General features: G+C 43.8%; 15 protein-coding genes and 3 pseudogenes. 9 read left to right on the top strand and 9 right to left on the bottom strand.

What is annotated here, in order from left to right:
• Positions 1 to 5 precede the first annotated feature (5 nt).
• From OO778_RS15655 to OO778_RS15640, 4 genes and pseudogenes are all read left to right on the top strand, one after another.
• Entirely contained in the window at positions 6 to 863 is an 858-nt protein-coding gene (locus tag OO778_RS15655; protein ID WP_005394932.1) for an ABC transporter ATP-binding protein, read from the top strand.
• 35 nt (positions 864 to 898) lie between these two features.
• Positions 899 to 1,738, top strand: coding sequence for an ABC transporter ATP-binding protein (locus tag OO778_RS15650; RefSeq protein ID WP_005394930.1), 840 nt, complete (start codon positions 899 to 901; stop codon positions 1,736 to 1,738).
• Positions 1,739 to 1,904: 166 nt separating this feature from the next.
• Entirely contained in the window at positions 1,905 to 2,330 is a 426-nt protein-coding gene (locus tag OO778_RS15645) for a phosphate-starvation-inducible PsiE family protein (protein WP_264910327.1), read from the top strand.
• A gap of 240 nt (positions 2,331 to 2,570) precedes the next feature.
• Positions 2,571 to 2,657 (top strand): annotated as a pseudogene (locus OO778_RS15640) (transcription elongation factor GreB); the annotation flags it as partial.
• A 31-nt stretch (positions 2,658 to 2,688) separates the two neighbouring features.
• On the opposite strand, the gene OO778_RS15635 reads toward OO778_RS15640, so the two are convergent.
• Positions 2,689 to 3,471 carry an AraC family transcriptional regulator gene (locus tag OO778_RS15635; protein ID WP_074191910.1) on the bottom strand — a complete coding sequence of 261 codons (783 nt, stop codon included), beginning with the start codon at positions 3,469 to 3,471 and terminating at the stop codon, positions 2,689 to 2,691.
• 168 nt (positions 3,472 to 3,639) lie between these two features.
• On the opposite strand from OO778_RS15635, the gene OO778_RS15630 reads away from it, so the two are divergent.
• The 3 genes from OO778_RS15630 (at position 3,640) to OO778_RS15620 (ending at position 7,544) form a co-directional block, all read left to right on the top strand.
• Positions 3,640 to 4,599 (top strand): ornithine cyclodeaminase family protein, encoded by a 960-nt coding sequence (locus OO778_RS15630; protein WP_074191911.1) that lies wholly within the window; start codon positions 3,640 to 3,642, stop codon positions 4,597 to 4,599.
• 134 nt (positions 4,600 to 4,733) lie between these two features.
• Complete coding sequence (gene nhaC, locus OO778_RS15625) at positions 4,734 to 6,218, top strand: Na+/H+ antiporter NhaC (protein ID WP_104968961.1); 1,485 nt, start codon at positions 4,734 to 4,736, stop codon at positions 6,216 to 6,218.
• A gap of 42 nt (positions 6,219 to 6,260) precedes the next feature.
• Complete coding sequence (locus OO778_RS15620) at positions 6,261 to 7,544, top strand: FAD-dependent oxidoreductase (RefSeq protein ID WP_264910323.1); 1,284 nt, start codon at positions 6,261 to 6,263, stop codon at positions 7,542 to 7,544.
• Positions 7,545 to 8,012: 468 nt separating this feature from the next.
• On the opposite strand, the pseudogene OO778_RS15615 reads toward OO778_RS15620, so the two are convergent.
• The 3 genes and pseudogenes from OO778_RS15615 to OO778_RS15605 all read right to left on the bottom strand — a co-directional run bounded on the left by OO778_RS15615 (position 8,013) and on the right by OO778_RS15605 (position 12,045).
• Positions 8,013 to 9,535 (bottom strand): annotated as a pseudogene (locus OO778_RS15615) (ISNCY family transposase).
• A 571-nt stretch (positions 9,536 to 10,106) separates the two neighbouring features.
• The gene (locus OO778_RS15610) at positions 10,107 to 11,216 is read right to left on the bottom strand and encodes an acyltransferase (RefSeq protein ID WP_264910322.1); all 1,110 of its coding nucleotides are present in this window, start codon (positions 11,214 to 11,216) and stop codon (positions 10,107 to 10,109) included.
• A gap of 4 nt (positions 11,217 to 11,220) precedes the next feature.
• Complete coding sequence (locus tag OO778_RS15605) at positions 11,221 to 12,045, bottom strand: polysaccharide deacetylase family protein (RefSeq protein ID WP_264910320.1); 825 nt, start codon at positions 12,043 to 12,045, stop codon at positions 11,221 to 11,223.
• 203 nt (positions 12,046 to 12,248) lie between these two features.
• Here OO778_RS15605 and OO778_RS15600 point away from each other — a divergent pair.
• Positions 12,249 to 13,063: pseudogene (locus tag OO778_RS15600) on the top strand (IS5 family transposase).
• 162 nt (positions 13,064 to 13,225) lie between these two features.
• Positions 13,226 to 14,272 carry a hypothetical protein gene (locus OO778_RS15595; RefSeq protein WP_264910318.1) on the top strand — a complete coding sequence of 349 codons (1,047 nt, stop codon included), beginning with the start codon at positions 13,226 to 13,228 and terminating at the stop codon, positions 14,270 to 14,272.
• Positions 14,273 to 15,106: 834 nt separating this feature from the next.
• Here OO778_RS15595 and OO778_RS15590 read toward each other — a convergent pair.
• The 5 genes from OO778_RS15590 to OO778_RS15570 form a co-directional block, all read right to left on the bottom strand.
• Entirely contained in the window at positions 15,107 to 15,721 is a 615-nt protein-coding gene (locus OO778_RS15590; RefSeq protein WP_264910316.1) for a hypothetical protein, read from the bottom strand.
• A gap of 108 nt (positions 15,722 to 15,829) precedes the next feature.
• A complete protein-coding gene (locus OO778_RS15585) occupies positions 15,830 to 16,552 on the bottom strand; it encodes a hypothetical protein (RefSeq protein ID WP_264910315.1) in 723 nt (240 codons plus the stop codon).
• 619 nt (positions 16,553 to 17,171) lie between these two features.
• Positions 17,172 to 18,644, bottom strand: a complete 1,473-nt coding sequence (ltrA, locus tag OO778_RS15580; protein ID WP_264909311.1) for a group II intron reverse transcriptase/maturase — start codon at positions 18,642 to 18,644, stop codon at positions 17,172 to 17,174.
• 1,193 nt (positions 18,645 to 19,837) lie between these two features.
• On the bottom strand, positions 19,838 to 20,416 hold the full coding sequence (locus tag OO778_RS15575; RefSeq protein WP_264910313.1) for a hypothetical protein: 579 nt from the start codon (positions 20,414 to 20,416) through the stop codon (positions 19,838 to 19,840).
• Complete coding sequence (locus OO778_RS15570) at positions 20,406 to 23,321, bottom strand: immunoglobulin-like domain-containing protein (protein ID WP_264910311.1); 2,916 nt, start codon at positions 23,319 to 23,321, stop codon at positions 20,406 to 20,408. Before OO778_RS15570 ends, OO778_RS15575 begins: the two co-directional genes overlap by 11 nt.
• Between the last annotated feature and the right edge of the window lie 609 nt (positions 23,322 to 23,930).

The raw sequence follows: 23,930 nt of genomic DNA, 5'->3' as shown, positions 1-23,930 counted from the left end.
TGGTTATGGAAAACGATGTAATCCTAAGTGTTAAAGATCTCGAAGTTGAATTCACCACCGATGATGGACCAGTGAAGGTGCTGCATGGTGTGAACTTTGATGTGAGAGCTGGACGTACACTCGGTCTGGTGGGAGAGTCAGGCAGTGGGAAGAGCGTAACCTCAATGTCGATCATGGGGCTACTGCCTAAGCCATATGGCAACATCATCAAAGGTGAAGTGAATTATCGCGGCACCAACCTAGTTGATTTGCCTGCGGAAGAGATGTACGCCATGCGTGGCGATCGCATTTCGATCATCTTCCAAGATCCGATGACGGCGCTCAATCCAGTACACACTATTGGTCGTCAAATATGTGAAGTGCTTGAACTCCATCGACCAGAGCTCGACAAAAAGGAGCGGGAGGCTTTCTCGATTGAGATGCTGGCAAAAGTCAAAATCCCAATGCCAGAGAAGCGATTGAATGAGTATCCCCATAACCTATCTGGCGGTATGCGCCAGCGTGTCATGATCGCGATGGCGTTGGCCTGTAAGCCGGACATTCTGATTTGTGATGAACCGACTACGGCGTTGGATGTTACGGTTCAGGCGTCTATCCTTGAACTGATGAATGAGCTTCAGGAAGAAACAGGCATGGCGATGATCTTCATTACTCACGACCTCGGGGTTGTGGCAGAAGTGTGTGATGATGTTGCCGTGATGTATGGTGGGCGTATTGTCGAAAAAGCAGAAATTTTTGAGTTGTTTGATAACCCACAGCACCCATACACAGAGCGTTTGATGGGGTTGATGCCGAGCTTAGATAATGAGCCGAAGCAGATGATCGATATCAAGCCTATTGATGCCAGTATGTTTGCCAGTTAACTGGGCAAAGTGAACGAGTCATAAAAGAGGATGTTATGGCAAAAGAAGTATTAAGAATTGAAAATCTTAAGCAGCACTTTGTTTCTGGTAAAGGGCTGTTCAAGAAAGGCTACACCATCAAAGCGGTAGACGGGGTTTCACTGTCTGTTTCTGAAGGTGAAACACTGGGGCTAGTTGGTGAGTCAGGTTGTGGTAAAAGCACCCTTGGTCGCACGATCTTAAAGTTATACGAGCCAACGGAAGGTAAGATTTTCTTTGAAGGTAAAGACATCACTAAACTGTCTGTCAAAGAGATGCGATCGCTGCGTAAAGACATGCAAATCGTCTTTCAAGACCCAATGGAATCACTCAATCAGCGTCATACCATCGGTATGATTCTAGAAGAGCCGTTTGTTATTCATAAAATCGGTACGCCAGCCGAGCGCAAACAGTGGGTAAAAGAGCTTTTAATCAAAGTGGGCTTGCCAGAAACGGCAGTCAACCGCTATCCACATGAGTTTTCAGGCGGCCAACGTCAGCGTATCGGTATTGCTCGTGCGATTGCATTGAAGCCTAAATTACTGATTTGTGACGAATCGGTATCTGCGCTAGATGTATCGGTACAGGCACAAATCTTGAACCTATTACTACAACTGCAACAAGAGATGAACTTGGCGATCATCTTTATCTCTCACGATCTCTCTGTGGTGAAACACGTTTCAGACAAAGTTGCCGTGATGTATTTTGGTAAAGTGGTAGAAGCAGGCAGCGCGAAAGAAATTTATGCAAACCCGCAAAATGAGTACACTAAGAAACTCCTATCTGCGATTCCGATCACCCACCCTAAATATCGGAAGAAAAAGCGCCTGGCTGAAAAAAAGCAGCAAGTGGCGTAAGTGATGCCACAGGTCCTATAACACAAAAACGCTCCGCCAAATAAGCGGAGCGTTTTTATAGGCCTATGTTAGGTCTTGGTGTTGATTGGCGCTTGAGTATTATGATTGATTGAAGATCGTTGCATGCTAAACTCAAGGCCTATCTTCTTTGTCTGGATAATGGACCATGCCGTCGAATTTACCGAAATCCTTTAGTCGACCGTTCCTGAAAATCTTCCATATTTTGGAGGCGGTATTACTAGTCTCTATTACCTTGGCGACGTTGTACGCCATGATGCAAGAGTTTGTACACGTATTTGTCGAGAAGCGTGTCTTACTCACGGATATTCTTTTGATGTTTATCTATCTGGAAGTGCTCGCCATGGTGCAGCAGTTCGTGATGAACGGAAAAATTCCGGTACGCTATCCTATCTATATCGCGATGATGGCGATCGCCCGCTATATCACACTCGGAATGAAAGAACTGGATGAGGTTTTGGTTGTGTGGTTATCTCTGGCAGCGTTTATCTTAGCTGCGGCAACGTTGCTCATCAGAGTCGGGCATCATTATTGGCCCTACGTTGATAACAGAACCTTGGAAAAAGATGAATAAAAAAAAGCCCCGCACTAGCGGGGCTTTTTTGTTTCAATACTCGATGACTTTTAGATCATTCAATGTTTTGGAACTGTCTTTCTGAGCGTGTGTTTTTATTAAAAAAAAAAAAAACATTAAGCTTTTTATTCATATTTGAAGACTTTTTGAATCAGTTTGGACACTAGAAAACTGCTTGTTAATGCTGGTGGCCTGTTCATGGATAGATACACAGGGGCAATGCCCATGAGGGGTCTAAGACTAAAAATAGAAGTCGACGATGAGTTTAGCGTCAAAACCCCAGAAGGTTACAAAGAGTGGTTTGTGAACGCCATTCGCTACTCATAAATGAGGTTGCTCAGCCTATGGCGTACTGCGTTTAGCGCGACTTTCGGCGTACGTCACTAGGCGAATGCTGAAAGCTGCGTTTGTAGGCACGAGAAAAACTCGACAGCTGCGCAAACCCGACTTCGGCGGCGAGCTCTGTCATAGGCATATGGCTGTTACGCAGCAAAAATTGTGCTTTTTGCATGCGTCGCTGCATCACGTATTTTTGTGGTGTCACTCCAAACTGCCTTTGGCATAAGCAGTAAAAATGGCTTTCACTGAGGTGCATGGCCTGAGCTAGCTGAGCATTGGTTAACGCCGTTGAGATGTTTTGATCGATATACGTATTCAAATGGCTGGCTTCTAAGCGACGATGCGGGGCTGGTGAGGTGACACTGGATGACATTTGCCCAAGCTGCGTTAAAAATAATGACACGAGCTGGCAGTTTATCTGTGGTGACATTTGCCCCTGACTGACTTTCTGCGCAGCAAAATCCAGCAATATCTGACTTTCTGTACCTAAGTCTAGGAAGTAAGGCTGCTGAAATACCGATTCCTTTAATGACAAGTTACACGCTTGTTCCAGCGCTTGGATGTAAGGGTCAGCCGGTGCTAAGTCGATGACTAATAACTCACTATCTTCACTTAAGCCATTATAAAAATGGGGGGCATTATCGGGCACTATCGCCACTGTGCCATGGCCTATATTTCCACTTTCGCGTTCAAACTCGCACGCCATTGTGCCTCGCCAGCCTAACAATACCTGAGCGTAGCTGTGCAGGTGTTGGCCCTGGCGTCTGGCAATAACATTTCTTCTTATCTGAGTTTGATTCACAGTGAGTTTCCTACTTGTATCCGCGCGCTTAGTTTGCCCAATGTAGCTTTTCCTTTCCCAAAGTTTTTCAGTTCCGGAGTCTGGGTTAAATACCGCAGAGTCTCGGGCAAATGAATGGCGCTATTAATAGATAAAATAACAATATATTAACAAGGAAGGAAGAATGACATGCAACTTAACCAGCAACAGGTTCGCGATGCACTAGCTTGGCTACCATTGGTCGACGCTTTAAAAGATATTTTTACCCGTGATGTAACGGCGCCTATTCGTCACCATCACACGATGAATGTGCCGCAAGACCCTAGCGCGACCTTGTTATTAATGCCGGCATGGATTGAAGGCGAGTACTTGGGCGTAAAACAGGTGAATGTCTTTCCGGGGAATTCTGCGCGTAATCAACCTGGACTCAGCAGTCACTATTTACTGAGTTGTGGTCAGACAGGGCAAATGCTGGCTCAGATCGATGGCAATGAGCTCACCGCGCGCAGAACTGCGGCGGCCTCGGCACTGGCTTCTCGTTACCTCTCGCGTGAAACGGCCAGCAAAATGTTGATGGTTGGTGCAGGACGCGTTGCACGACGCCTAGTACCAGCTCATATGAGTGTACGTCCAATTGAAACTGTTCATGTGTGGGATATTAATCCGGCTGCGGCAGAGCAATTGGCTACAGAATTGCGTGATGAGGGCGTTGATGCCATTGCATGCTCCGATGAGCAACTAGAAACGGTCGCGCGCGAAGCCGATCTCATTAGCTGTGCCACGCTTTCAACCGAGCCCCTCATTAAAGGTGAGTGGCTGAAGCCGGGCGCGCACTTAGATTTGGTGGGGAGCTTTACGCCGACAATGCGCGAGACCAACAACGAAGCGTTACAGAGAGCGAATGTATTCGTGGATGTGAAGGCGGCGGCACTGGTTGAAACGGGCGAGTTGATTATGCCTATCCGTGACGGAGCGATTACCGAAGAGAAGATTTTAGCGGACTTTTCGGTGTTGTGTAGTGGCCAACATGCAGGACGTGCAGAGCTCGACGAACCAGAAACGGCGATCACGTTGTTTAAATCGGTTGGCGACTCTCGTGAAGATCTGGCGGGCGCGATTCTGGCTTATCAGTCAGTGCGGGGTGCGTAAATCGTAATCAGGCCGACGCATATCTTGGCTTTTCTTTTGCCCTGCTTGCGGCTTTGTTATCCGCTATCAGGCTTTCCATGCGCTCCGCACCTTTTCAGGTGCGGTCCCTCGCGACGTGATTTGGAAAAAGACCTATGACTAAAAAGAACTCAGATTATACGGCGCCACCACCACTAGGCCTGGCGGTCGTACCGATTATCCTCACCATTGGCTTGTTAGCGACACAGATTTTTTATTATGACGACTTTACTCCACATATCGCGTTAGCGATTGGTTTTGCTATTACCGCGTTAGTTGGCTGGTACCAAGGGCTGCGTTGGCAGGACATCGAATCCGGTGCATTCCGTGTCTTACACGTGGCGATGCCCTCCATTGCAACCCTTATTGTGGTAGGGATGCTGGTAAGTACGTGGATAGCCAGTGGCACAGTACCGACTCTTATCTATTACGGTTTAGTCTTGATTGAACCAGAGTGGTTTTTGGCAGCCACCATGCTGTTGTGCTCTTTGGTATCTCTTTCGATTGGTTCGAGTTGGACAACCGTGGGCACGGTCGGGCTGGCGTTGGTTGGAATCGGTTTTGCGTTTGGTATTCCAGCATATTGGACGGCGGGTGCCGTTGTCTCAGGCGCTTTTTTCGGCGACAAGATCTCACCGTTATCGGATACCACTAACCTTGCTGCCGCCGTAACCGAAACCAATGTATTCGCTCATATTCGTAATATGATGCCGACAACCATTCCAGCTATGCTGATCGCTTTGACGCTGTACTCGATTCTTGGTGGTGTGGTGATGGGGGATGCGACCTCTGACGCTCAACAACAGCTACAACAAATCATCGCGATTCAATCGGGCATGGAGAGTCATTTCTTACTCGGTTTGTTGCCTTTACTGCCGCTCTTGGTGGTGATGCTATTGGCGTTTTACAAAATAGCACCGATCCCAGCCCTGTTTATTGGCTTTGTTCTCGGCGCTGGTGTCGCGGTTCATAATTACGATTACAATCTGAATGACATTCTCACGTTTGCCCACAGTGGGTACAAGATAGAGACCGGATCGGCCGCGTTGGATAACTTACTAAATCGCGGTGGCGTTACCTCAATGACTTGGGTGATCACTTTGATGATGTTTGCGTTGGCATTTGGTGGTGCACTGGAGCGGACTGGGTGTTTAGAGTCGGTCGTGAATGCCGTGATGAAGTCGACACGAGGCTTCAAAGGGTTACAAACGAATGCCATTCTTACTTCCGTTGCGACCAACGCCGTATCGGGTGATGTGTACCTCTCGATTGCTTTACCTGGGCGTATGTTTGGGCCGCAATATGACAAGTTGGGCTATAGCCGACTCAATCTTTCCAGGGCGATTGAAGAAGGGGGCACCTTAGTCTCGCCATTGATCCCTTGGAATGCAGGTGGTGCATTTGTGATGGGAACTTTGGGGCTGATTGTCGCACCAGGCGATTACAGTGCTTTGTTGTATGCACCGTTGGCGTTTGCTTGTTGGTTATCACCTGCGATTGGCATTTTATACGCCCAGACAGGGTGGTTCTCAAAGCGTGTGGAGCAAGAGGCGCCGGCAAGCACAGAGCCTGTCTCACCAGCGAGTAGCAGTACCCATTAAACCGTAGCCAATACATTCTTTAGCTAAGCCAGTAGGTAGAACATGACACAATCCGCGAAACATACCCCTTTTAACGACGAGCCCACCGTTGCGGTAGTAGGGGCTGGAGTGGTGGGGCTTTGTACCGCCCTAGAAGCACAGCGTCATGGCTTTCAAGTCACTTTGTTTGACAAGAGTTTGCCGGGTGAAGGCGCTTCGTTTGGTAATGCTGGCTATTTAGCTACAGAACTGATTGATCCTCTGGCAACGAAAAAGACACTGGCTGCCGCGCCAAGGATGTGGATGGATCCCAAGGGGCCGTTGGCCCTTCCTTGGAAGTATTTACCTCAAGCCCTGCCTTGGTTGGCGCGTTTTGTTCGCTCGGCTTCTTCTGCACGAGTGGAGGCAAGCCGACAAGCGCTCTACCAGCTCAATCAAGCGGCCGTTCCTGCTTGGCAACGCTGCTTGGCTGATATAGGGGCCGAAGAATATCTTGTTCCGTCAGGTTACCTGTTGGTATGGGAGTCAGAAAATAAGTTAGACGAGGCCAAAACGCATGCTGCTTACCTTGCTCAATGGGACATAGAAAGTGTCCTACTGCAGGGCGCACAACTGAGGGAAAAAGAGCCAGAGCTGGCTGAGACTGTCAGTCACGCTCTGTTTTTCCCTAATGCGTGTCGAGTGAAAGATCCTTATTTACTATCGAAGCAACTGTTTGCGGTTTTTCAAGCGCGCGGTGGGTGTTTTGAACAAACAGAAGTGAGTGAAATTCTTCTGCAAGAGAACGCCGTTGGGGTGGTCACAGCGACGAGTCAAAATAAGTTCGAGCACGTGGTGCTTTGCACCGGCGCTTGGGGTAAGCCTCTGTTAGAACAAACAGGGATATCTGTCCCACTTGAAGCGGAGCGTGGATACCACCTGACGATAGAGACTGCCGACATGGAGACGCCGCCACTCCAACATCCGATTGGCTCTGCGGAGCGTAAATTTGTGATGAGCCCTTTGGCGTCTGGTTTAAGGGTGGTTGGGATCACGGAAATAGGTGGTTTGCGTTTACCGGAATTTACTCGCAGGTTTAATGTGCTGCGCCATCACAGTAGGCAACTATTGCCACGATTAAACAACCCTGCTCTTAAAGTGAGTGAATGGATGGGACATAGACCGACTCTGGCGGATTCGTTGCCGGTGATAGACCAGCACCCGCGTCATCCACGGTTATTGTTTGCTTTTGGAAATCAGCACTTGGGGCTGACTCAAGCCGCCATTAGTGCTGAGTTGGTTATTAGCCTATTGCGCCAAGTGGAGCCTGAGTTTGACGTGAAGCCGTATCGAGTAGACCGATTTTAAGACCCAAAGACAGCAGATAGTAGCGTGATAAAAACGCACGTCGAATGGAGTGGGTATCTCACATGTCGATTCACACTGGCACATCATTGATATATTGCCACTTGCCTGCGCCTGATTACTCCCCGCAGATTCGTGGTTGATGATGAACTCCATGGATGTGTATAGAAGAGCGAAATAAGAAAGCCCTTTTAATTAAGGGCTTTATACATGGGCATGGAACTGGTTGGAGTCTATTCTATATTTTGGATCTGCTTGTTGAATTGGCTTTATTATTTGTTTTAAAACAATTGCTTATGTTTTTATTGTTCGTTGTTATTCTATTTGTGTCATCACTTGTGTCATCAAGTATCGCTGGGCAGCCTACTCATTTCAGTCGATAAAGTGTCATTACTGAGGGACCTTGACGGGATAAATACCAATCGACTCTGTCGTCCCCTTACATTCTAGTCCTCACTGGTGCTGATTGCCTCACACCTCGATATCCATCGATTGAGCTTGTTTGACCCGAAGTTCCCTGGTGTTGAGTTGCTCTCGCTTCCAGATCTTTTGGATAGTGGTGATACTGACGGTGATGTTTTCCTGCTTGAGCAGCTTTATCAGTTGTATCGCCGTGCATGCGGGTTCAGCAAGGTCAGTTCGATTATCCTGTCTTCCGTGCTTTCTGGGATACGGTTTTTGCTGCGTTTCAGCGGCTTATTGTACCGTTTGAGGCCGACAGGGCCTTCTTCCTCCATGATTTTCTAGTAGGTATAAATCGTTTGGCGGGAGCAACCAAGGATACGGGCCGCTTTCGATACGCTACCCAGTAGCTCAACCAGCTCCAGCGCTTCGATTTTTCTCTGCACTTCCTTGCCATGTTCATGGGTCTTGCGAGGCTCAATCAGTTCGGTGATGTCTAATCGGCGGTGGCCAAAATAGGCCGAGAAGGTGCCGTCAAACTGGCATCGGATCTCGACTTTCTGATTTTCAATCGAATAACGGATGGGCGATTCAATGACATACATTTTGCTGTCAAAGCTGAAGGTATGATCTCGTCGTATCGTCCGATACTCTTTCTGCACACAGATGGTGTTGAGATCTAAGTCTGGCGGTAAGCATCGAAACGCCGAGCGATGACTTTGCGGCTTAACCATGACATGTTTCACCCAATAATTAGGGATGAACTCTTCGTGTAAATAACGGTTCGCGTTCTCCATATCCGTGATGTTGTGTAAGCGTAATTCAGGCACAAGTCGGTCTTGGAAGGTGTCGAACGAACGCCCGATGCGGCCTTTTCCTTGCGGGGAGTTGGCGAAGATGATATCAATACCGAGTTCCTCACAAGCCCGCTGCATCTGCGAGAAGTTGCTCCGTTTCGGCCCGCCGAAGATCCCCGCCCTATCGACGTAGAGCGTCTTAAACACGCCACGTTTCTCGATGTAGGCTCTCATCACCTTCATGCAGCCTTCTGTGGTTTCAGACGGGAAAAACTGGGCGTGGATATCACTGGTCGCGTCATCGACGATAGCAATCAAACAGGAGCGCTCTTCACCGAACCAGCGATGCGGGCTGCCATCCATTTGCAACATCAACCCAGGAGCTTCCATCCGCTCACGATACTTTCTAACGCGGCTACGACGACGCTTAGCCCGCTTCACATGGTGAATATCATGGGCCCAAGAGCACAACGTCTCACGTTTAATCGACAGGCCTTCATTCGTCTTCAAAAGCTCTGAGAGGTGTTGTAGGTTTAAGTCGAAGTAATTGGTTTGAATGAGGTTTTGCACTTTTTTCTTGAGTGACTCAGGGATTTTACTGATAGGAGCACGGCCCGTATTGCCATGAATGACGAACCGAATGCCTTCTTTACGATAACGACACTAAGGTATCGCTTCAATCGTTCGCCGAGACTTACTTAGCAACGTGGCGGCACTATTGATACTAATCCTGCCATCGAGCACCTTGCCAATGATATCGACTGTGAACTGAGATTTGGAATCCATATAGAACATCCTTAGCACCTTCTAAAGCTCCACTGATTACTTTAAAAAGTACGCTAAATGAGTCCCGTCAATTTCCCTCGGTAGTTAACGTAATGACAAAATCGCTTGGTAATTAAGGTACGACAGAATCGCTCGGTGATCACACATTTAAGTCGATAAAGTTTTACCGAATATGGTGTATATCGTAATTATGCAATCATGCGTTTATGTGTGGAGTGATGTTCGATAAGTTAAATTATCGAACATATAGGATAATTTTATAGCTGAAGAGCCTATTTTAGCTATTAACAAGCATCAAATAGCAACTCACGGTGAGGTAGTTTGTGAGTGGATTGTTGGATATTCTGACAATGATTCAATGTGGGTTACTCACGAGAAGCGCTGAAGGAATACTTATCAACTCCTTATGGAGCAATAGAAATTGATAATCGAAACCATAGAGTTATTTCTTATATTCTAACCTTAGATTGTGAATCGCTTCTTCCCGATCTGTCTAGTGATGGTATTATTTACTAGAGGAATTCCTCCCTTTTGACTCGGTATACTGACTTTCGTATATAGTAATTATTTAGGTGCGTCATTAAACGCACTTACTTGCGGTTGCTACAGTTTTTATTTTACTTTCTCTGTTTGAAACTATCACTCTGGCTAACTTTATAGCGTTACACTCTACAACCTTAAAAGAAAAGTATGATAATGGAATTGTGATCATTAAGGTCATAACTAACAATGAAAGCATATTCAGGTGTGAACCTAACAAATCCGCAGATACTCTTATGGCAATAAAGTGTACTATATATGCTGAAAAACTAACTCTCCCAATAAATATAATTAATCCATTAACTAGAATCTTCGTTGGCCTAATGCTAACTAAAACCCCAAAAAGTAAAAAAGAAAAGGCGACGACATAATGAGATGCTCCTCTTGCTAAGCCGGAAAAACCAATAACTAGTAGGATGGAGGAGACAATAAACAATAATAAACAAAATGAATTTTCTGTTATGAAGTTATTTTTCCAATTTAAACGTACTAAGTAAAACATCATTATACCTAGAGAAAAAATACCTATTTGAGAAATAATGCTTCGATAGAAGTATATGTATAAAGCTTTTTCGCCATATTCATCAGAAAAAGTAGGAGTAATATAGAATTTGCATAACAACAAAAACATCACACCAAAAATAATCGTGACAATACAAAGAACAAATGCTCTTTTTAGGCTAGTAATGTATTTAAATAAGAGTGGACAAAGCATATAAAAAAGGACTTCACAGCTTATCGACCACCCACCTGGCACTACCGAACTTGTTGTTTCCGGATGAAGAGAATTCAAGAATAACAGGTGTAATGGATAATGCCACAGCTCTGGGCCCACATGCCAACCTCTTGACTCTAAACCATAAAGCAAAGTATAAACAACGATTCCTAACCAATAAACGGGAGCTATTCTCAAAAGCCTTTTTGTATAAAAGTTAATTATGGGCCTTTTTTCCATTTTTGTAGAGTGGTCTAGCGACAGAAATATTGTAAAAGCACTAATTATAAAAAATAGTTGTACGCCGTAACCGCTTTTAAGTAACGTGTAACTAAGGTAGCCATCATAATCGACATAAGAGGCTGTATGAGCGAAAATTACGCCTAGAATAGCAATCCCTCTAAATGCATCTATATAGTTAAGTCTGTTTTTCATGCGATTAAATATCTTCTTCTAATTCAGAACAACCAAAATCTGAATACTCTAATTTTTTATTTCCAACAATATCTTTAAAATTAGTAAATTTGACACCTTTCTGTAAGGCGTAATCAACTAAGTCTAATAGTTGTTCTGTTTTAATATAAAGATGGTTATCACTATAATTAGAAATGTCATGTGCTGCTAAAATAACAATGCTGTCAGTGTTAATCACACGATCTACAAGTAGTTTTATATTATTCAGGCTTGTTTTCTGCTCATCTATCGGCGTGCTCATGAATATTTTTTGATTTTTACCGTTAATGCCTGTGGATATATCACTTCCTTTCGGAGGATAAAGACGAATAGAGTCAAAGTGATTAAATAATAAAGCATCAGACTTATCTGTATTGGAGTTAGAGTGCGGATAAGCGTAGGAAAATAAGTTAAAACCATCTTCTAGCATGTAACAAGTAGAACGAGATACTTCATTTTTAAACCACTTATCAATACCATGCTTTTCTATATAATCTTTTGAGTTTTCATGGTTGTAACTATGTTGGGCTATCTCAAAACCTTTCTGTTCCAGATCTTTTAGCAAACTCTGTTTAGGTTCTAATCTAGTGTTATATACCTTGTTTGGATTTCCATAATCTGAAACAAAAAAGGTAGCAGTGACTCCGCGATTTAAAAGTTCACTGGAGGCTGAATGCCAGTTTTCGACAAAAACGTCATCAAACGTTAATACGATGGTTGGTTGCTTAGTATCACTATTATTATTGCTCGCTGAGTTGCCGTTGCAACCAACTAGAACAATAGCAACCAGAAAGAAGGGGATGAATCTCAACTAAAACTCCAATAATGATGTTAGAGTGTATGGCCTAGAGGGAATAGTAACACAATTCATATGCATGGGGGGCTTTGTTGCGTAATTCGATGGGACTAAATCAGGAAGTTACGATCTGATCGGCTACATCAGTTAGTCATCGTCGCTTTATGCCGAAACCTCGTTACAAGACAACTAACTGGAAATAGTACAACAAATCCCTAATCAATCATTGTTTACTCACTTTCTAGATAGATGAAGAAGCTATAAGCGAATGGATGCAAAGCAAACAGAACAAGCGCGGCAGGCCTTGTCAATTCAGCGTTCTAGCCATTCCTACCGCACTGATAAAACGCGTCCCCTCTATGCCATTGAGAGCGTTGCAAGGTTTCTAGACTCCGTATTCAAGCTGGCTAACATACAGTTTGTTTATCCGCATCACACCTGTATAAGCAGTCGAGCTAAGGAAGTTGAGGTTTCATTTAAAACTAAAACCAGAGGTGTGATACAGCATCTGTCCTTCGATGCCACTGGTTTCAAGGTTTATGCCGAAGGTGAATGGAAGGTCAAAAAGCATGGTTCTGATGGGAAGCGCAGAGTCTGGCGTAAGCGACAATTAGCAGTAGATACCAACACTCGCGAAATAATCGCAGCAGAACTGAGTTTATCCAACGTTACCGATGCCGAAGTGCTTCCCAACCTATGCACAGCAGACACGTCGTAAGATCATAGAGATATTAGGTGATGGTGCTTATGACACAAGATATTGCCATTAGGTTGCCAGAAGCTGTACGGCTCCAACAAGAAGTGAAAAAAGCTATATGGTTATCATAAGCGCTCGCCCTCAGAGACAGCAAGGTATCGGGTAAAACAGTTGCTAGGTGGGAAGCTAAGCTTAAGAAATTACAACGCTAAGGTTGGCGAGACTTACGCTATGATCAAAGCGTTGAACAAGCTTACAGGGTTTGGTATGCCTGAAACTCAGTTATTGTTTAAGTATCAATCAGTATGGGGAAGCCATGTCTTCTCACTTAATTAAGCAACAAAGCCATACCTCTCTTTTTCATGCATCCAGCATAAAATTCGTTAGATAGGTAGAATCTGTTTAGTACCATTGTGTTTTTTGTGAAAGCATTGTGTTCACCTGTTGAGTTTGTGATAATTCCAAGTACATTAATCAATCCAAGCTACTGATAAGTATATGAATAAAAAAATTATCATACCTTTATTCTTTTCAATGCTGTCGACGACAGTCACTGCACAAACCTGCGAAAATTATTTAAATGCATTAGATGTTATTAACGATAATCTATCCTCACAGACTCAGGTAAAAAAAGCACAAAGAACTCGTTCCAAGGCTTTAATGGAAGCAGATGAAGCTTTTGAAGACAACGCTTCCCAAGAGCAGCTAATGGTGATGAAAATAGTCAATGGAACAAAGTTTAAATTAAAAAGGTATTTAAACCTTATTAATTATTGTGAACGTGAGCCAGGTGAAGATATCGAAGATGTATCGTACAAAGCAGATATTAATCTAGTATCTCAAATTATGAATCATAGAGGTTATTACACTTGTAGAGATGTTGGATCTAAACCTATTGACAACCTAATGGATGTAAATACATTAGGTTATCAAATATTAGGAAAAGCTCCAGTTTATACCAGAAATGGTCAGATTTTCGCTTCAAAGTATGATTATGAACCTTTATCGCTATCTTCTAACGATATAAAAGATATGATGAGTAGCGCCTGTTCCAGCGTGGATCCTCTAACTCCATTATTTGTTACACTTGAGTTGGGATTCAAAGATTATCGCAAAGAGTTGATTCATAAAAAAGAGCTTCTTCAACAAGCAATTAGAAAAGAATACTCTGAGCAAAAATACGATCTCATTAACGATAAATCTGACAAGTTAGTTAGGGATATTACGAATATTATAGGAAAAGAAAAAAGCTATGGCTTTACTGCTGAAGTGCGAAAATTGAGAAAAGCCTTTAGTAAAGATATTGAGTCCATAGCCAAAAGTAAATTCGAAGGAGAGAAGGATATTAACCCTGACCTGCTTACGGAAAATGGTTACTTAAAGTCGCAAATAGCTTTTGCTCGTTTTATTATTGAAAAGCAAAAAATAACCAATGAACTCAAGGGTTTACGTGATGAAACTTTAAGAAGTTGGAGAGATCCAGATTTTGATGAAACCAGCGAAGACAGATATGAAGAATTCCTAAAACAACACTTTTACTATTAGTCATGTTGTATATTTCGGAGTATTGAGTCTCCTAACTCTAATGCTCTTAAATAAGAAACTGCAGATAACTCTGCTGTTTCTTATTTGGTATACTTTTTAATACACACACCGTTCGAGCCTCCAATATAACTAAATCCTACTCTATAATTAAGGATGTACAATTCATACCCGTACACAAAATGGAGCATATGTAATTTAAACAACTAAGAAGGATTTCTTCCAAGTTGCCAGCAAGGAATGGGGCAGAGATGAGTTTGGCAAGCAGGCTTAAGGCTTTCACCAATTGACGCCATTAATGCTGGTGGCTGTGATTCCACCAGCATTAATGCACATAGTATAAGGTCACTACGATTGAGTGATTTTAAAAATGGTAGAGGGTAACCCGCCACGTACCATCATATCAAACGCCAAATTACACCAAGAATATTACCGATCCTCTATAACTTTACGGGTTACGGCAATCAATACCTTCACTTGTTCCAAAGCACTATCAAGGCAATATTGAGTTGAAAAAACATGGTTATCTGTCAACGACTCTATCTGTTTGGAAAGTCCTAAGAGTTTACGAAGAACTTTATCGAGGGTTAATGCATTGGTTCGTCAATCACTCTGGATACGGCTATTAGCTATTAATAAATCTATCCTTAAAAGATAAATTTGAAGCTCTAAGAGAATGTTCTGTTCTCCAACCTTTTTTCGATATTAGCTTCGCATCTTCTAGGCATTTGTGAAGGTTACTGGTATTGATCACGGTAGGTATTTGAGGGGTTAACAACACAAACCTCCTTGGGGGATGAATGGCTACTATCGAGTAACCACACACCTGCGCCAGTCTTATTTAGATTTGAAAACTAGTCCATTTCTAGCCAGTTCGAAGTCTAGATACTCCCAAAAAGTGAAGTTCGTTAAGCAGATTTCATCATTCTGTCCGATACCTAGAAGAGATTTGTCACCTGTTTCTTCATACTCTTCTTCAACTTCATCTGTTGCTTCCCTTAAAGCCTCTTCCACAAGCTGTTCTTGAATATCTTCGTCCGACCAACCTAAGAACTTTGCAGTTAGGTTTGATCTAAGTGGATAGTAATCGTAAATCTCCCCCAGTTGCGGCTCATATCCCTGCTGTATTGCTTTGATGCTTTGCTCCAGCCCATACAGGTAACTAGCCTCATCCCATTTAAATAGTTGATCTTCATCCACTGCAAATACAAGCCAATAATCAGGGTTAATGGCTACCTGCCAGCCTAGATAATTAAACTCTCTGATAATGGAAAAATGGTCATCATGTGATAAAGGTATGCCCGTTATCTTCTGGATGAGACCTTCACGAACTTTGAACCTATTTTGACCTGCTTCAGCATCTGAACTGTGTGTTTGAGAACACAAAAGAATCAGCTTCGCCACATGCTCATAATTGATATGATTATTGTTAACTCTTCTGTTAATAGGCATAGTTAGTTTCATCCTGTTGTTTAACTAATAAAGTAGTATGTGCTAACAACTAGCTAAACTCGCTTATACTTAAAACTAAAAAAGAAATCTCACGATTTTTCCCGATACTCAAGTCATCAAGCCAGTAAGTAACTCTTTTGTGACATCTACAGGATGACTGCTCCCTTGTGGTCTTACCCAAAAACGTATTGATTCACCAAGAGTTTGGGGACTTCCATCGTCACCATTGGCAAAAGGGAGATTCAAATCAAATGGGAAAAGAGCATTATGGAAGCAAGTGATAATGTCTTGTTTAGAGTTCAACTTACCCTCGTTAATATACCCTTCAGCGAACTCTTTGATTATTGCAGTTTCTAGTAGTACTGACTGAAACCAATCGACAGAGTGCTTATATGAGATGACCCAATTAGGACCATTTACAATATCAAAATTAGTGTCATCTATTCCCCAAGACGTTGATTCAGAGAGAGTATCTTTGCTAGCAGCCAAACAAGAGCTAACAATCAACCCCTTTATATTGCGTCCTTTACTCTTAACCATTTTTGATATTTTTAAAATTGAAGCATCAGCTACACGCTTACCATCACCATGCCCACCGATGTAAAGTATTTGTATGTTCTCTTCCGTGTCAGTTAGGTGATTTAACGCATACCCCAAGGAGTTATTATCGTAATAGTCACATGAATAAATATTAAGCTGTGATTTCTTAGCATTTTTATTCACATACTGCTTTATCCCTGTAAAAAAAGGGAGTCCACTCGCTTGATCTCTGTTGTTTTTGAAAGAAAACCAAGGCGCTTCGGCTACTAGTAGCGCGATATCTCTTTTCAATTTAAATACCTCTTAATAAAATTACTGGTCCCAAGAGCTAACTCTAAAGAGCAGGCAAGATTTCGAAACTTAGTGATAGGTAATATTATTGGAGAATGAGCGTCATCTCTGGAGTAAATGCCTATAACATGAAGAACAAGGATAAAGTCATTGATTCTCTGAACGTTCGTCAGTTGGGACTGATGGGTCATATTCTATTAGCTTGTTATTCATATCTATTTTGCCTTGCACTTTTACGTTTACTCTTTTGATTGCGAGCTATTACTTAAACTATCGATTGCTCTCAATCCAAGCATGACTCGAACTAGATTTATGAATTAGCATCGGAGTCTTCAAGTGTCACTACTGTATGAATAATTAGACTCACACACTGACGAGTTGGAGTCAGTTTTATCAGCATCTTACATTAGGAAACGCAGGTCAATCTGAGCACGTTCGTTTATTGAAGAGTATCTACTCTAAGTAGCTTTGGGGCAATTTCGTGTTACATGCCCCGTCAGCACAGCTTTGTCGGATAGGCGACACCTGTTACCAGATGCCGCCCTCCTAAGAACCGTACGTGCAACTTTCACTGCATACGGCTCAAGCCTCCACTAAGGCGTTATTGTTACCCAGCAACTCACAAAGCAGTGGCGACAGGATCAAACCATGAGTTACGACCTGTATTTTTCACCTTACGTTCATTGAGAAAACCTTCCCAAAAAGGATCGAACAGGGTCGCTTGACTCATGATTTTTACATGTCGCTTGATTGGCACTTGACCAATTTGAAACAGTCGGATCACGCCATACAGTCCATCCTTTTTAAACCAGCCATGGAAAATCCATTGCCCTTGATAGTTTAGAAAGTACTTGTGTGCGATCCATTTACGTCCCTTGTTTGGGTGACGCCTGACTGACCATCGCCATAACGCTAGAAACATCTGATGACCAACATAGCCGAAGGTTTGTTTAGCAACACAGTGGCGATAGTAATTCGCCCATCCTCGTAGCTTTGGATTCATCATCTTAATGAGATCGGCTACTGGGATTGTTGCGTGTTTTCTAATGAGGTCACGCATGTTTCGTAAGAATGATAATACGTTGGATTTGCTCGGTTTAATGAGCAGTTTCCCTTTGTACTTTCTGGCGTTGAAACCAAGAAAGTCAAAACCATCATTGATATGAGTAACGTGCGTTTTCTCTTCAGAAAGCGCTAAACCTCTTTCTTGTAAGAAAGCCATCAGTTGCGGCTTAATGTCATTCACTAGGACTTCCTTTGAAGACCCCGTGATAACAAAGTCGTCAGCATAACCTATAAAGTTTACTCTGCTGCCTGTCTTGCGAGCGATAGACTTAATTAACTTTTCTAGTCCGACAAGAGTGAGCAACATCAGGGTGGGTGAAATTATCCCTCCTTGTGGTGTTCCCTCTGCCGTTTTGTAGAATAGCCCTTTGTCTATATAACCACATTCCAGCCATTGCTTGAGCATCCTTTTGTCTGTCGGTACATTATCAAGTAGCCACTGGTGACCTATCTTGTCGAAACAAGCTTTGATATCCCCCTCAAGAACCCATTGTGCTGCTCCCTTTTTGCACAGGCATTTGAAGCACTGCTGTATTGCATCGGCTGCGCTTCGGTTAGGTCTAAAGCCATAGCTGTTAGGGTCGGCAATTGTTTCCGATATAGGTTCTAGTGCTAGAAGATGTAACGCTTGTTGCGCTCGGTCTATCATACACGGGATACCTAATGGTCTAAGTTTGCCGTTTTTCTTCGGGATATAGATTCTTCTGAGCGGTTTAGCTCGATAGCCTTTTCTGATCAGTAAGCTGACTGCCGCCATTCGACGTGCATCGGTGTTCCAGATGTCGCCGTCAATTCCTGGCGTTTTACTGCCTTTGTTTTGTGATACTCGACGAACAGCGAGAAGTTTTGCTGCTTTCGAGTGAGTCAGTATCCACTGTAGTGCTTTCGCCTTACCGTGTTTACCTTCTCGGATTGCTTTTGCAATGCGCATCTGGAGCCTTAACACATGGCGCTCAACCGCTTTCCAGTCGATGGATTGCCATTGGGCGCTGCCAGAAGGGGCACTCACTTCATGAGAAGAGATCATCTGCGTTCCTTCTTAAATAAAGTTTTCCAAATCATCTTGCAATGGGAGACCAGTTGGAAGTGGGCACACTTTCGTGTCAAACATCCGTTTGTATCTGCATCATTACAATGCAGCATTCGCTTTTTCCAACCTCCTTTACCAGCACCGCTATCGGCTCTCTTCACAGACAGCTTTCCCGAAGGAACGATACTGGCTTACCGTGTTCCGCATGTCGCGCAATATCAGGGTAGATGCCCACTATAGTGCGAGGAGCCTATCGATCACGAAAGAGTATTGTCCAACCTCTTTCCTACTCCCATCGCCGTTTGGCCACAGCGTATTAACCACTTCCGCTGCTTCACGTATAACGCACCTTACATGGATTCACTTTCGTTCATCATACTGATTCCCTAGCACTCACCCAATTCGTGGTTATCAGGAGGAGCATTCCCTCACGGTTCTGCTCCCGTTTGGCACAGTGCCAAACTTCGTTACATTGTCAGGCTCGCTGCTTTATTCAGAGCCTTAGGGTCGTCTGGTGATACAAACGGTTCACTCTTATCGCGGTGAACAGCGCTTCATGCGACTTCACGTCGCACGGACAAAAGCTTGTCAGCGACTTTGCTAAATTAGCAAGCCATCAATAAATACAGGTATGGCAAATTTACTTTTGAAGAGCTAGTGCGATGAGTAACATCGCACCAGAAAAATTACTGGCGTGCACACTAAAGATTTTATACCAACTTACGTTGCAAGCTTTTGCGTGTGGCTTTATCGTATGGTTTTTCGGTGTTTACGCGCGTGCTTTCTGGTATTGCTTCCGCGATTTTATTGGTTCTTCCACTTTACGCCTTGGCATGAGAAGCCTGAGTCACATTCTACAGTTGGTTGGGGGCCTTTGTGTTCGCTATAGAATTCGCTTTGTTCAGCGCTTTGGGTTCTCAGGACATCATTTCTGGGCTTATTTTAGGTGTATCCTCTTTCTTTTTTGTCGTCATCAATTGGTACTTGATTAGAGCTATGGTGCTTCAGGGAAGAAAGGAAGCGTAGTTCAGCAGTTTTAATTTGATTGTTGAGGCGTCGCTTCAAGAGTAAAATGTCGGTTGAGTTCGTGCATCGTCCAGGATGTGGGTCGCCCCCCCCCAAAAAAAAGACCTCCGCTGAGAGGTCTTTTTAATGAGCATTAAAACACTTTGCCTGCCTAGTACAGCAGCCTACTCGTCGTAGACCTTCTCGCTGATTTCGACTTTCAGGTTATAGTGATTGCCTATCCTGTTGGCGCTGTTTACTGCTGAGTCCAATTTACCGAAGTTGAGGACTGTTATCTGTTTACCCTCATCGCTCACCAGATTGACCTCGAAAGAGCTATACCTTTTTATTTCGGTCGTATGGATCACTCTTTTTCGGATTACTTGCACCCGAATTGGTGTGAAGTGATTCAGTGGACGAACTGACTTACGAAAGTAGAACCGTCTTTCTATGTCAAAGAGTTTCAAGTCGGCCTTTCTGAGCAGGTAGTCATGCTCCTCAAAGATAAAGGCGAGTCCTGTAAACAAAACGATGGCGAATAGTATTGCATATTCCAGATTCACTCCCCCGAAAGGGGAGAGTGAATGGAGAAAGCCAACAAAGCCAACCGCGATAAGTGCAAAATACACAAGGTAGGGTTGCCAGAGTTTAGCAAAGAGAAAATCGTCGCCCTTCTGCTTGATCGCGTGGGTATCACGATTGGATGTAAATTTTGATACCGGTTTCGAAGGTGTGTTCGACTTAATCTCTCTTTTACTTACCATTGTACAAGTTATCCAATCCGTTGGTTACTTTGACAGTAGGGCTTCGCTGGGCTTTTACCGGGTTGCCATTGTTGTAGAAACGTACGGCAGCAAGGCATCCACTCCATCCGGCTGTTTCTAGCGTCATGTTCGTGGTGCCGCTGTCTCCAGTGGAGATGTCAACGAAAAATGAATCCTGACGAACCCTTGTTCCGAATGCTGATGAGACATTCCCATCTATGGTGTTTGAGGCTTGATCATACAGTCCCGTAATTGAGAACACAAATGGCGTTCCGTCGTAGTCATTCGTGTTTCCTACGAAGGATACGTTGCTTGTTTGTGAGATATTCAATTCAACCGGTACGTCGACGAGGGGTTGTCTATTTTGACATCCGAATTGCATATTCCACACAGCAAATTCCGGAGCTAGGGTGGAGATGCATGCTTGAGATGATTTTTCAGATTGGTTGCCATCACGGTCAACTGCAGCGACTTCAAAACAGTAATTCGTGTCTGATAGTAATCCTAAGACGTCGGTCGATGTTCCACTAACAATCTGAATTGGATTGGTGAGACCGGATTGATAGACGACGTATTTTGGAGCAATACCGCTGTCGTCGATGGATGCGTTCCAACTTAGATTGATGGACTTGCTTGAAGAAGCTTCGGCTATCAATCCTGTTGGCATGTCAGGTGCGACTGTATCAACGTCTAACGTTTTGCCACAGGCAGCTCCGCTCGCTTCCGAACGCTCGCCTTTCGAGTTCACTGCAACAACTGTGTAGCAGTACTCCGTGCCTCTTTCTAGGCCTGTATCAGTGTAGGTGAGGCCTTTGATATTTTGTGCAACTGGTTCGAAATCTCTGTAAACATCGAAGGAGACAAGTGTTTCATCATTGGGGTAGGTCCATCCGAGTGTTAGTAAGTGTCCATCTTTATCTGTTATTGAAAGGTCTTGAGGTGTCAGTGGGGGTTGGACTTGGCACTCTACTTCTTTAGAGTTAATGAGCTTTTTGAAATCAAAAAGTTTTGCTGTATACGCGTATTGTTTGGTGAACAGTTCTAGGTTGCCAGTAAACTTCGCCACGCCGCCCAAATAGGTGTTGTGATCGAAGAGGCATGCCCCTGTGCTGTCAGTCGTTACAGGGAATATCTCCTTGCCGCCAATGAGCTTTAGATCTAATCCAGGGCCAGCGACACCGAAGAGGTAGAGCTTGGTGCTTAGTCTTGGACCAACTTCAACTGCGGCCTTTGCTTCTATATTGGGAGTGGAAAGATTTGCATTGATGCTTGAGGCTGAAATCGGCTTCCACCCTGTGGTTTTGAGGTAGTGAGCGCCACCAGTTACTGACGCGCCTAGGGTGCCTGTCGCGGTTACCTTGACCTCAGAATTAGCCGTAATGTCAAAGAAGAGGTTGAATCGAGGGATAATTACGATTGGGCCAGCAAATATGGGTTTCATCGAAATTGTCTTGCCGATCTGTTTTTTGAACTCGACAGGCTCAATTTCGCCTTTTATGACCACGCTTAAAGAGCCTGTGCTGCTGGTTTGAATGATGGTCCGCAGTTCATTTAAGCCATCTGTTCGATTGAAATCCAGGTTCACGTCTGGGTTGATGGTGAATGACATTTTGCCGACAACAGCAACGTCTCGGTTAAGTTCAACCTCGACTTCAAGAGGGATAGTGATGCTTTTTGCACTAATGTCTCCGGTTGTTCCTTGTTCATTCTTTCTGACTTCCTTCCAGTCTATTGAGAAGCCGTCGGGTAGTGTTTGCGCGACGACATCGTAGGGTGTTAGGTATTTACTAATGGAGATGGTGCCGTCAACAATGATTTCATCAAGCGCAACTTCCGAGGTCTGGACGAATCGTGGGGTGCCTGACGCACCAGTGGTTTCCGTGACACGTCTAGCAAAGTAAATTTCAATGTTGTCTGGGTCATCCGTATCAATGAATATCCCTTTGGAGATGATGATGTCGCCAATATTAACGTTGGAAAGATCCGCGTTCGCGTTGAAGATGACGAGTCCACTATTAGCGTCGTAGCTTGTAATGTTTCGGATGGTGTCTTCGTCTAGCTCAATAACGTTGTTTGCGAGTTCAAGTGGACGCTCTGAGATGAAGGAAGCGTCGATTACTCGCTCTTCTGTCACAGTGATGCTACATGTGTCGTTAGAAACGTCGTCACAGTAATTCCAGCGTTCAAGTGTGTATCCGTTTTCAGGCACAGCATTAACGTCAAGTTTAGTGCCTGAATCCACGAAGGTTTGACAGAGGCGTTCTTCACAGTCTAGTTGGGCGCTTGAGTTGAGCAATTCAAACGAGCCAGAGCCGAAAGAGCTAATCTGAAGGAGGATTTGTTTTGGCGTGACGGTTACCGTTCGGTTCGTCGTCGTTGTATTGTTGGCTTTATCTGTTGCGGTATAAGTTACTGCATAAGTGCCAGGGGTGTCAGTGTCGATATTGGAGTCAACAGTGACGGATAATTCGCCATCTATTTCATCGCTAGCAGTGAAGCCTGGCTCTAAATATTGGTAACCAGTTTCGATTGTCATGTCGGCATGGGTTAGCGATATAGATGGTTTAACGTTATCAACGACTTCGACGGTTCGGGTTATACTGGCGGTTTCACCTTGTGAATCTACGGTCTCGTAGGACAGGGTATATGTGCCAATTTCTTGTGGGACTGTACCTTTTGTCGTGATGTCTAAATTACCATCTTCTTTGTCTAGTGCCGTAGCGCCAGGATCGACAAAAGTGTCTTTGTACCCAATTGTGATGTTCGATTCACCGACTAACTCAATAGTAGGTGCGGTGTTTTGTGCGGTGTCAGTAGTTGGTGGGGTGTCATTTGAATCACCGCCACCACATGCTGATAAGAGCAATGATGTAGCGGCGACGGATATCGCCAAAGGTCGTTTCATAATGATTCCTGTAGTCCATTTGTTTTGTATTTTTTAGAAGTTTTTTATGTATCCTTAATGAATAAGTCCCGGTTGACTTATCTACTGTCGAAATATCGCATCAAATATACTTGATTAAATTATATGCGATAGTATTCATTTATTGATAAGGAGAAGTTGGTCAAAAAGACTATGCAACAGATGTAGAGTAAAGAGCCTAATTATGAAATCGGTCACGGCCAGTGAAGGGGAGTAATAGGCACGATGTGGATTAGCCTATTAGTTTTCTGTAAAAAAGAACCCCATTCACTTAGTGAGTGGGGTTCTTTTCAATCAGATCTCCGTAAGGGTATAGATTGAGTTTATCTCTTTTACAAAAACCTTATATTTATACTTCAAACCATAATCTGAGCACTTAATATTTCACACCTACTTCGGCTTTTTGCGTAACTCGATGGAACTAAATCCACAGCTTACGATCTGATCGCTACATTCATTCAAGTCTGTAGTCTCATGCTCAAACCACGTTACACTACAAACAATTGGAAGTAATACAAGCGCGGGAGACCTCGTATTTTCAGTGATTTATTATCTTCAACCAGAGGAACGGGGTTAACCAATTAAATAGGT

Origin of the sequence: Vibrio sp. STUT-A16 (assembly GCF_026000495.1) — a bacterium.
In the GTDB taxonomy this organism is placed as follows: Bacteria; Pseudomonadota; Gammaproteobacteria; order Enterobacterales; family Vibrionaceae; genus Vibrio; species Vibrio diabolicus.
The sequence above is the reverse complement of the archived record's forward strand: the minus strand, read 5'-3'. Positions and strand labels throughout refer to the sequence as shown.

Excerpts from the sequence above, each read along its gene's own strand:
- OO778_RS15610 (WP_264910322.1), bottom strand. The coding sequence starts at position 11,216 with ATGAAAAACAGACTTAACTATATAGATGCATTTAGAGGGATTGCTATT.
- OO778_RS15620 (WP_264910323.1), top strand. The coding sequence starts at position 6,261 with ATGACACAATCCGCGAAACATACCCCTTTTAACGACGAGCCCACCGTT.
- OO778_RS15650 (WP_005394930.1), top strand. The coding sequence starts at position 899 with ATGGCAAAAGAAGTATTAAGAATTGAAAATCTTAAGCAGCACTTTGTT.
- OO778_RS15570 (WP_264910311.1), bottom strand. The coding sequence starts at position 23,321 with ATGAAACGACCTTTGGCGATATCCGTCGCCGCTACATCATTGCTCTTA.
- OO778_RS15630 (WP_074191911.1), top strand. The coding sequence starts at position 3,640 with ATGCAACTTAACCAGCAACAGGTTCGCGATGCACTAGCTTGGCTACCA.
- OO778_RS15595 (WP_264910318.1), top strand. The coding sequence starts at position 13,226 with ATGAATAAAAAAATTATCATACCTTTATTCTTTTCAATGCTGTCGACG.
- OO778_RS15645 (WP_264910327.1), top strand. The coding sequence starts at position 1,905 with ATGCCGTCGAATTTACCGAAATCCTTTAGTCGACCGTTCCTGAAAATC.
- nhaC (WP_104968961.1), top strand. The coding sequence starts at position 4,734 with ATGACTAAAAAGAACTCAGATTATACGGCGCCACCACCACTAGGCCTG.
- ltrA (WP_264909311.1), bottom strand. The coding sequence starts at position 18,644 with ATGATCTCTTCTCATGAAGTGAGTGCCCCTTCTGGCAGCGCCCAATGG.
- OO778_RS15655 (WP_005394932.1), top strand. The coding sequence starts at position 6 with ATGGAAAACGATGTAATCCTAAGTGTTAAAGATCTCGAAGTTGAATTC.
- OO778_RS15575 (WP_264910313.1), bottom strand. The coding sequence starts at position 20,416 with ATGGTAAGTAAAAGAGAGATTAAGTCGAACACACCTTCGAAACCGGTA.
- OO778_RS15590 (WP_264910316.1), bottom strand. The coding sequence starts at position 15,721 with ATGCCTATTAACAGAAGAGTTAACAATAATCATATCAATTATGAGCAT.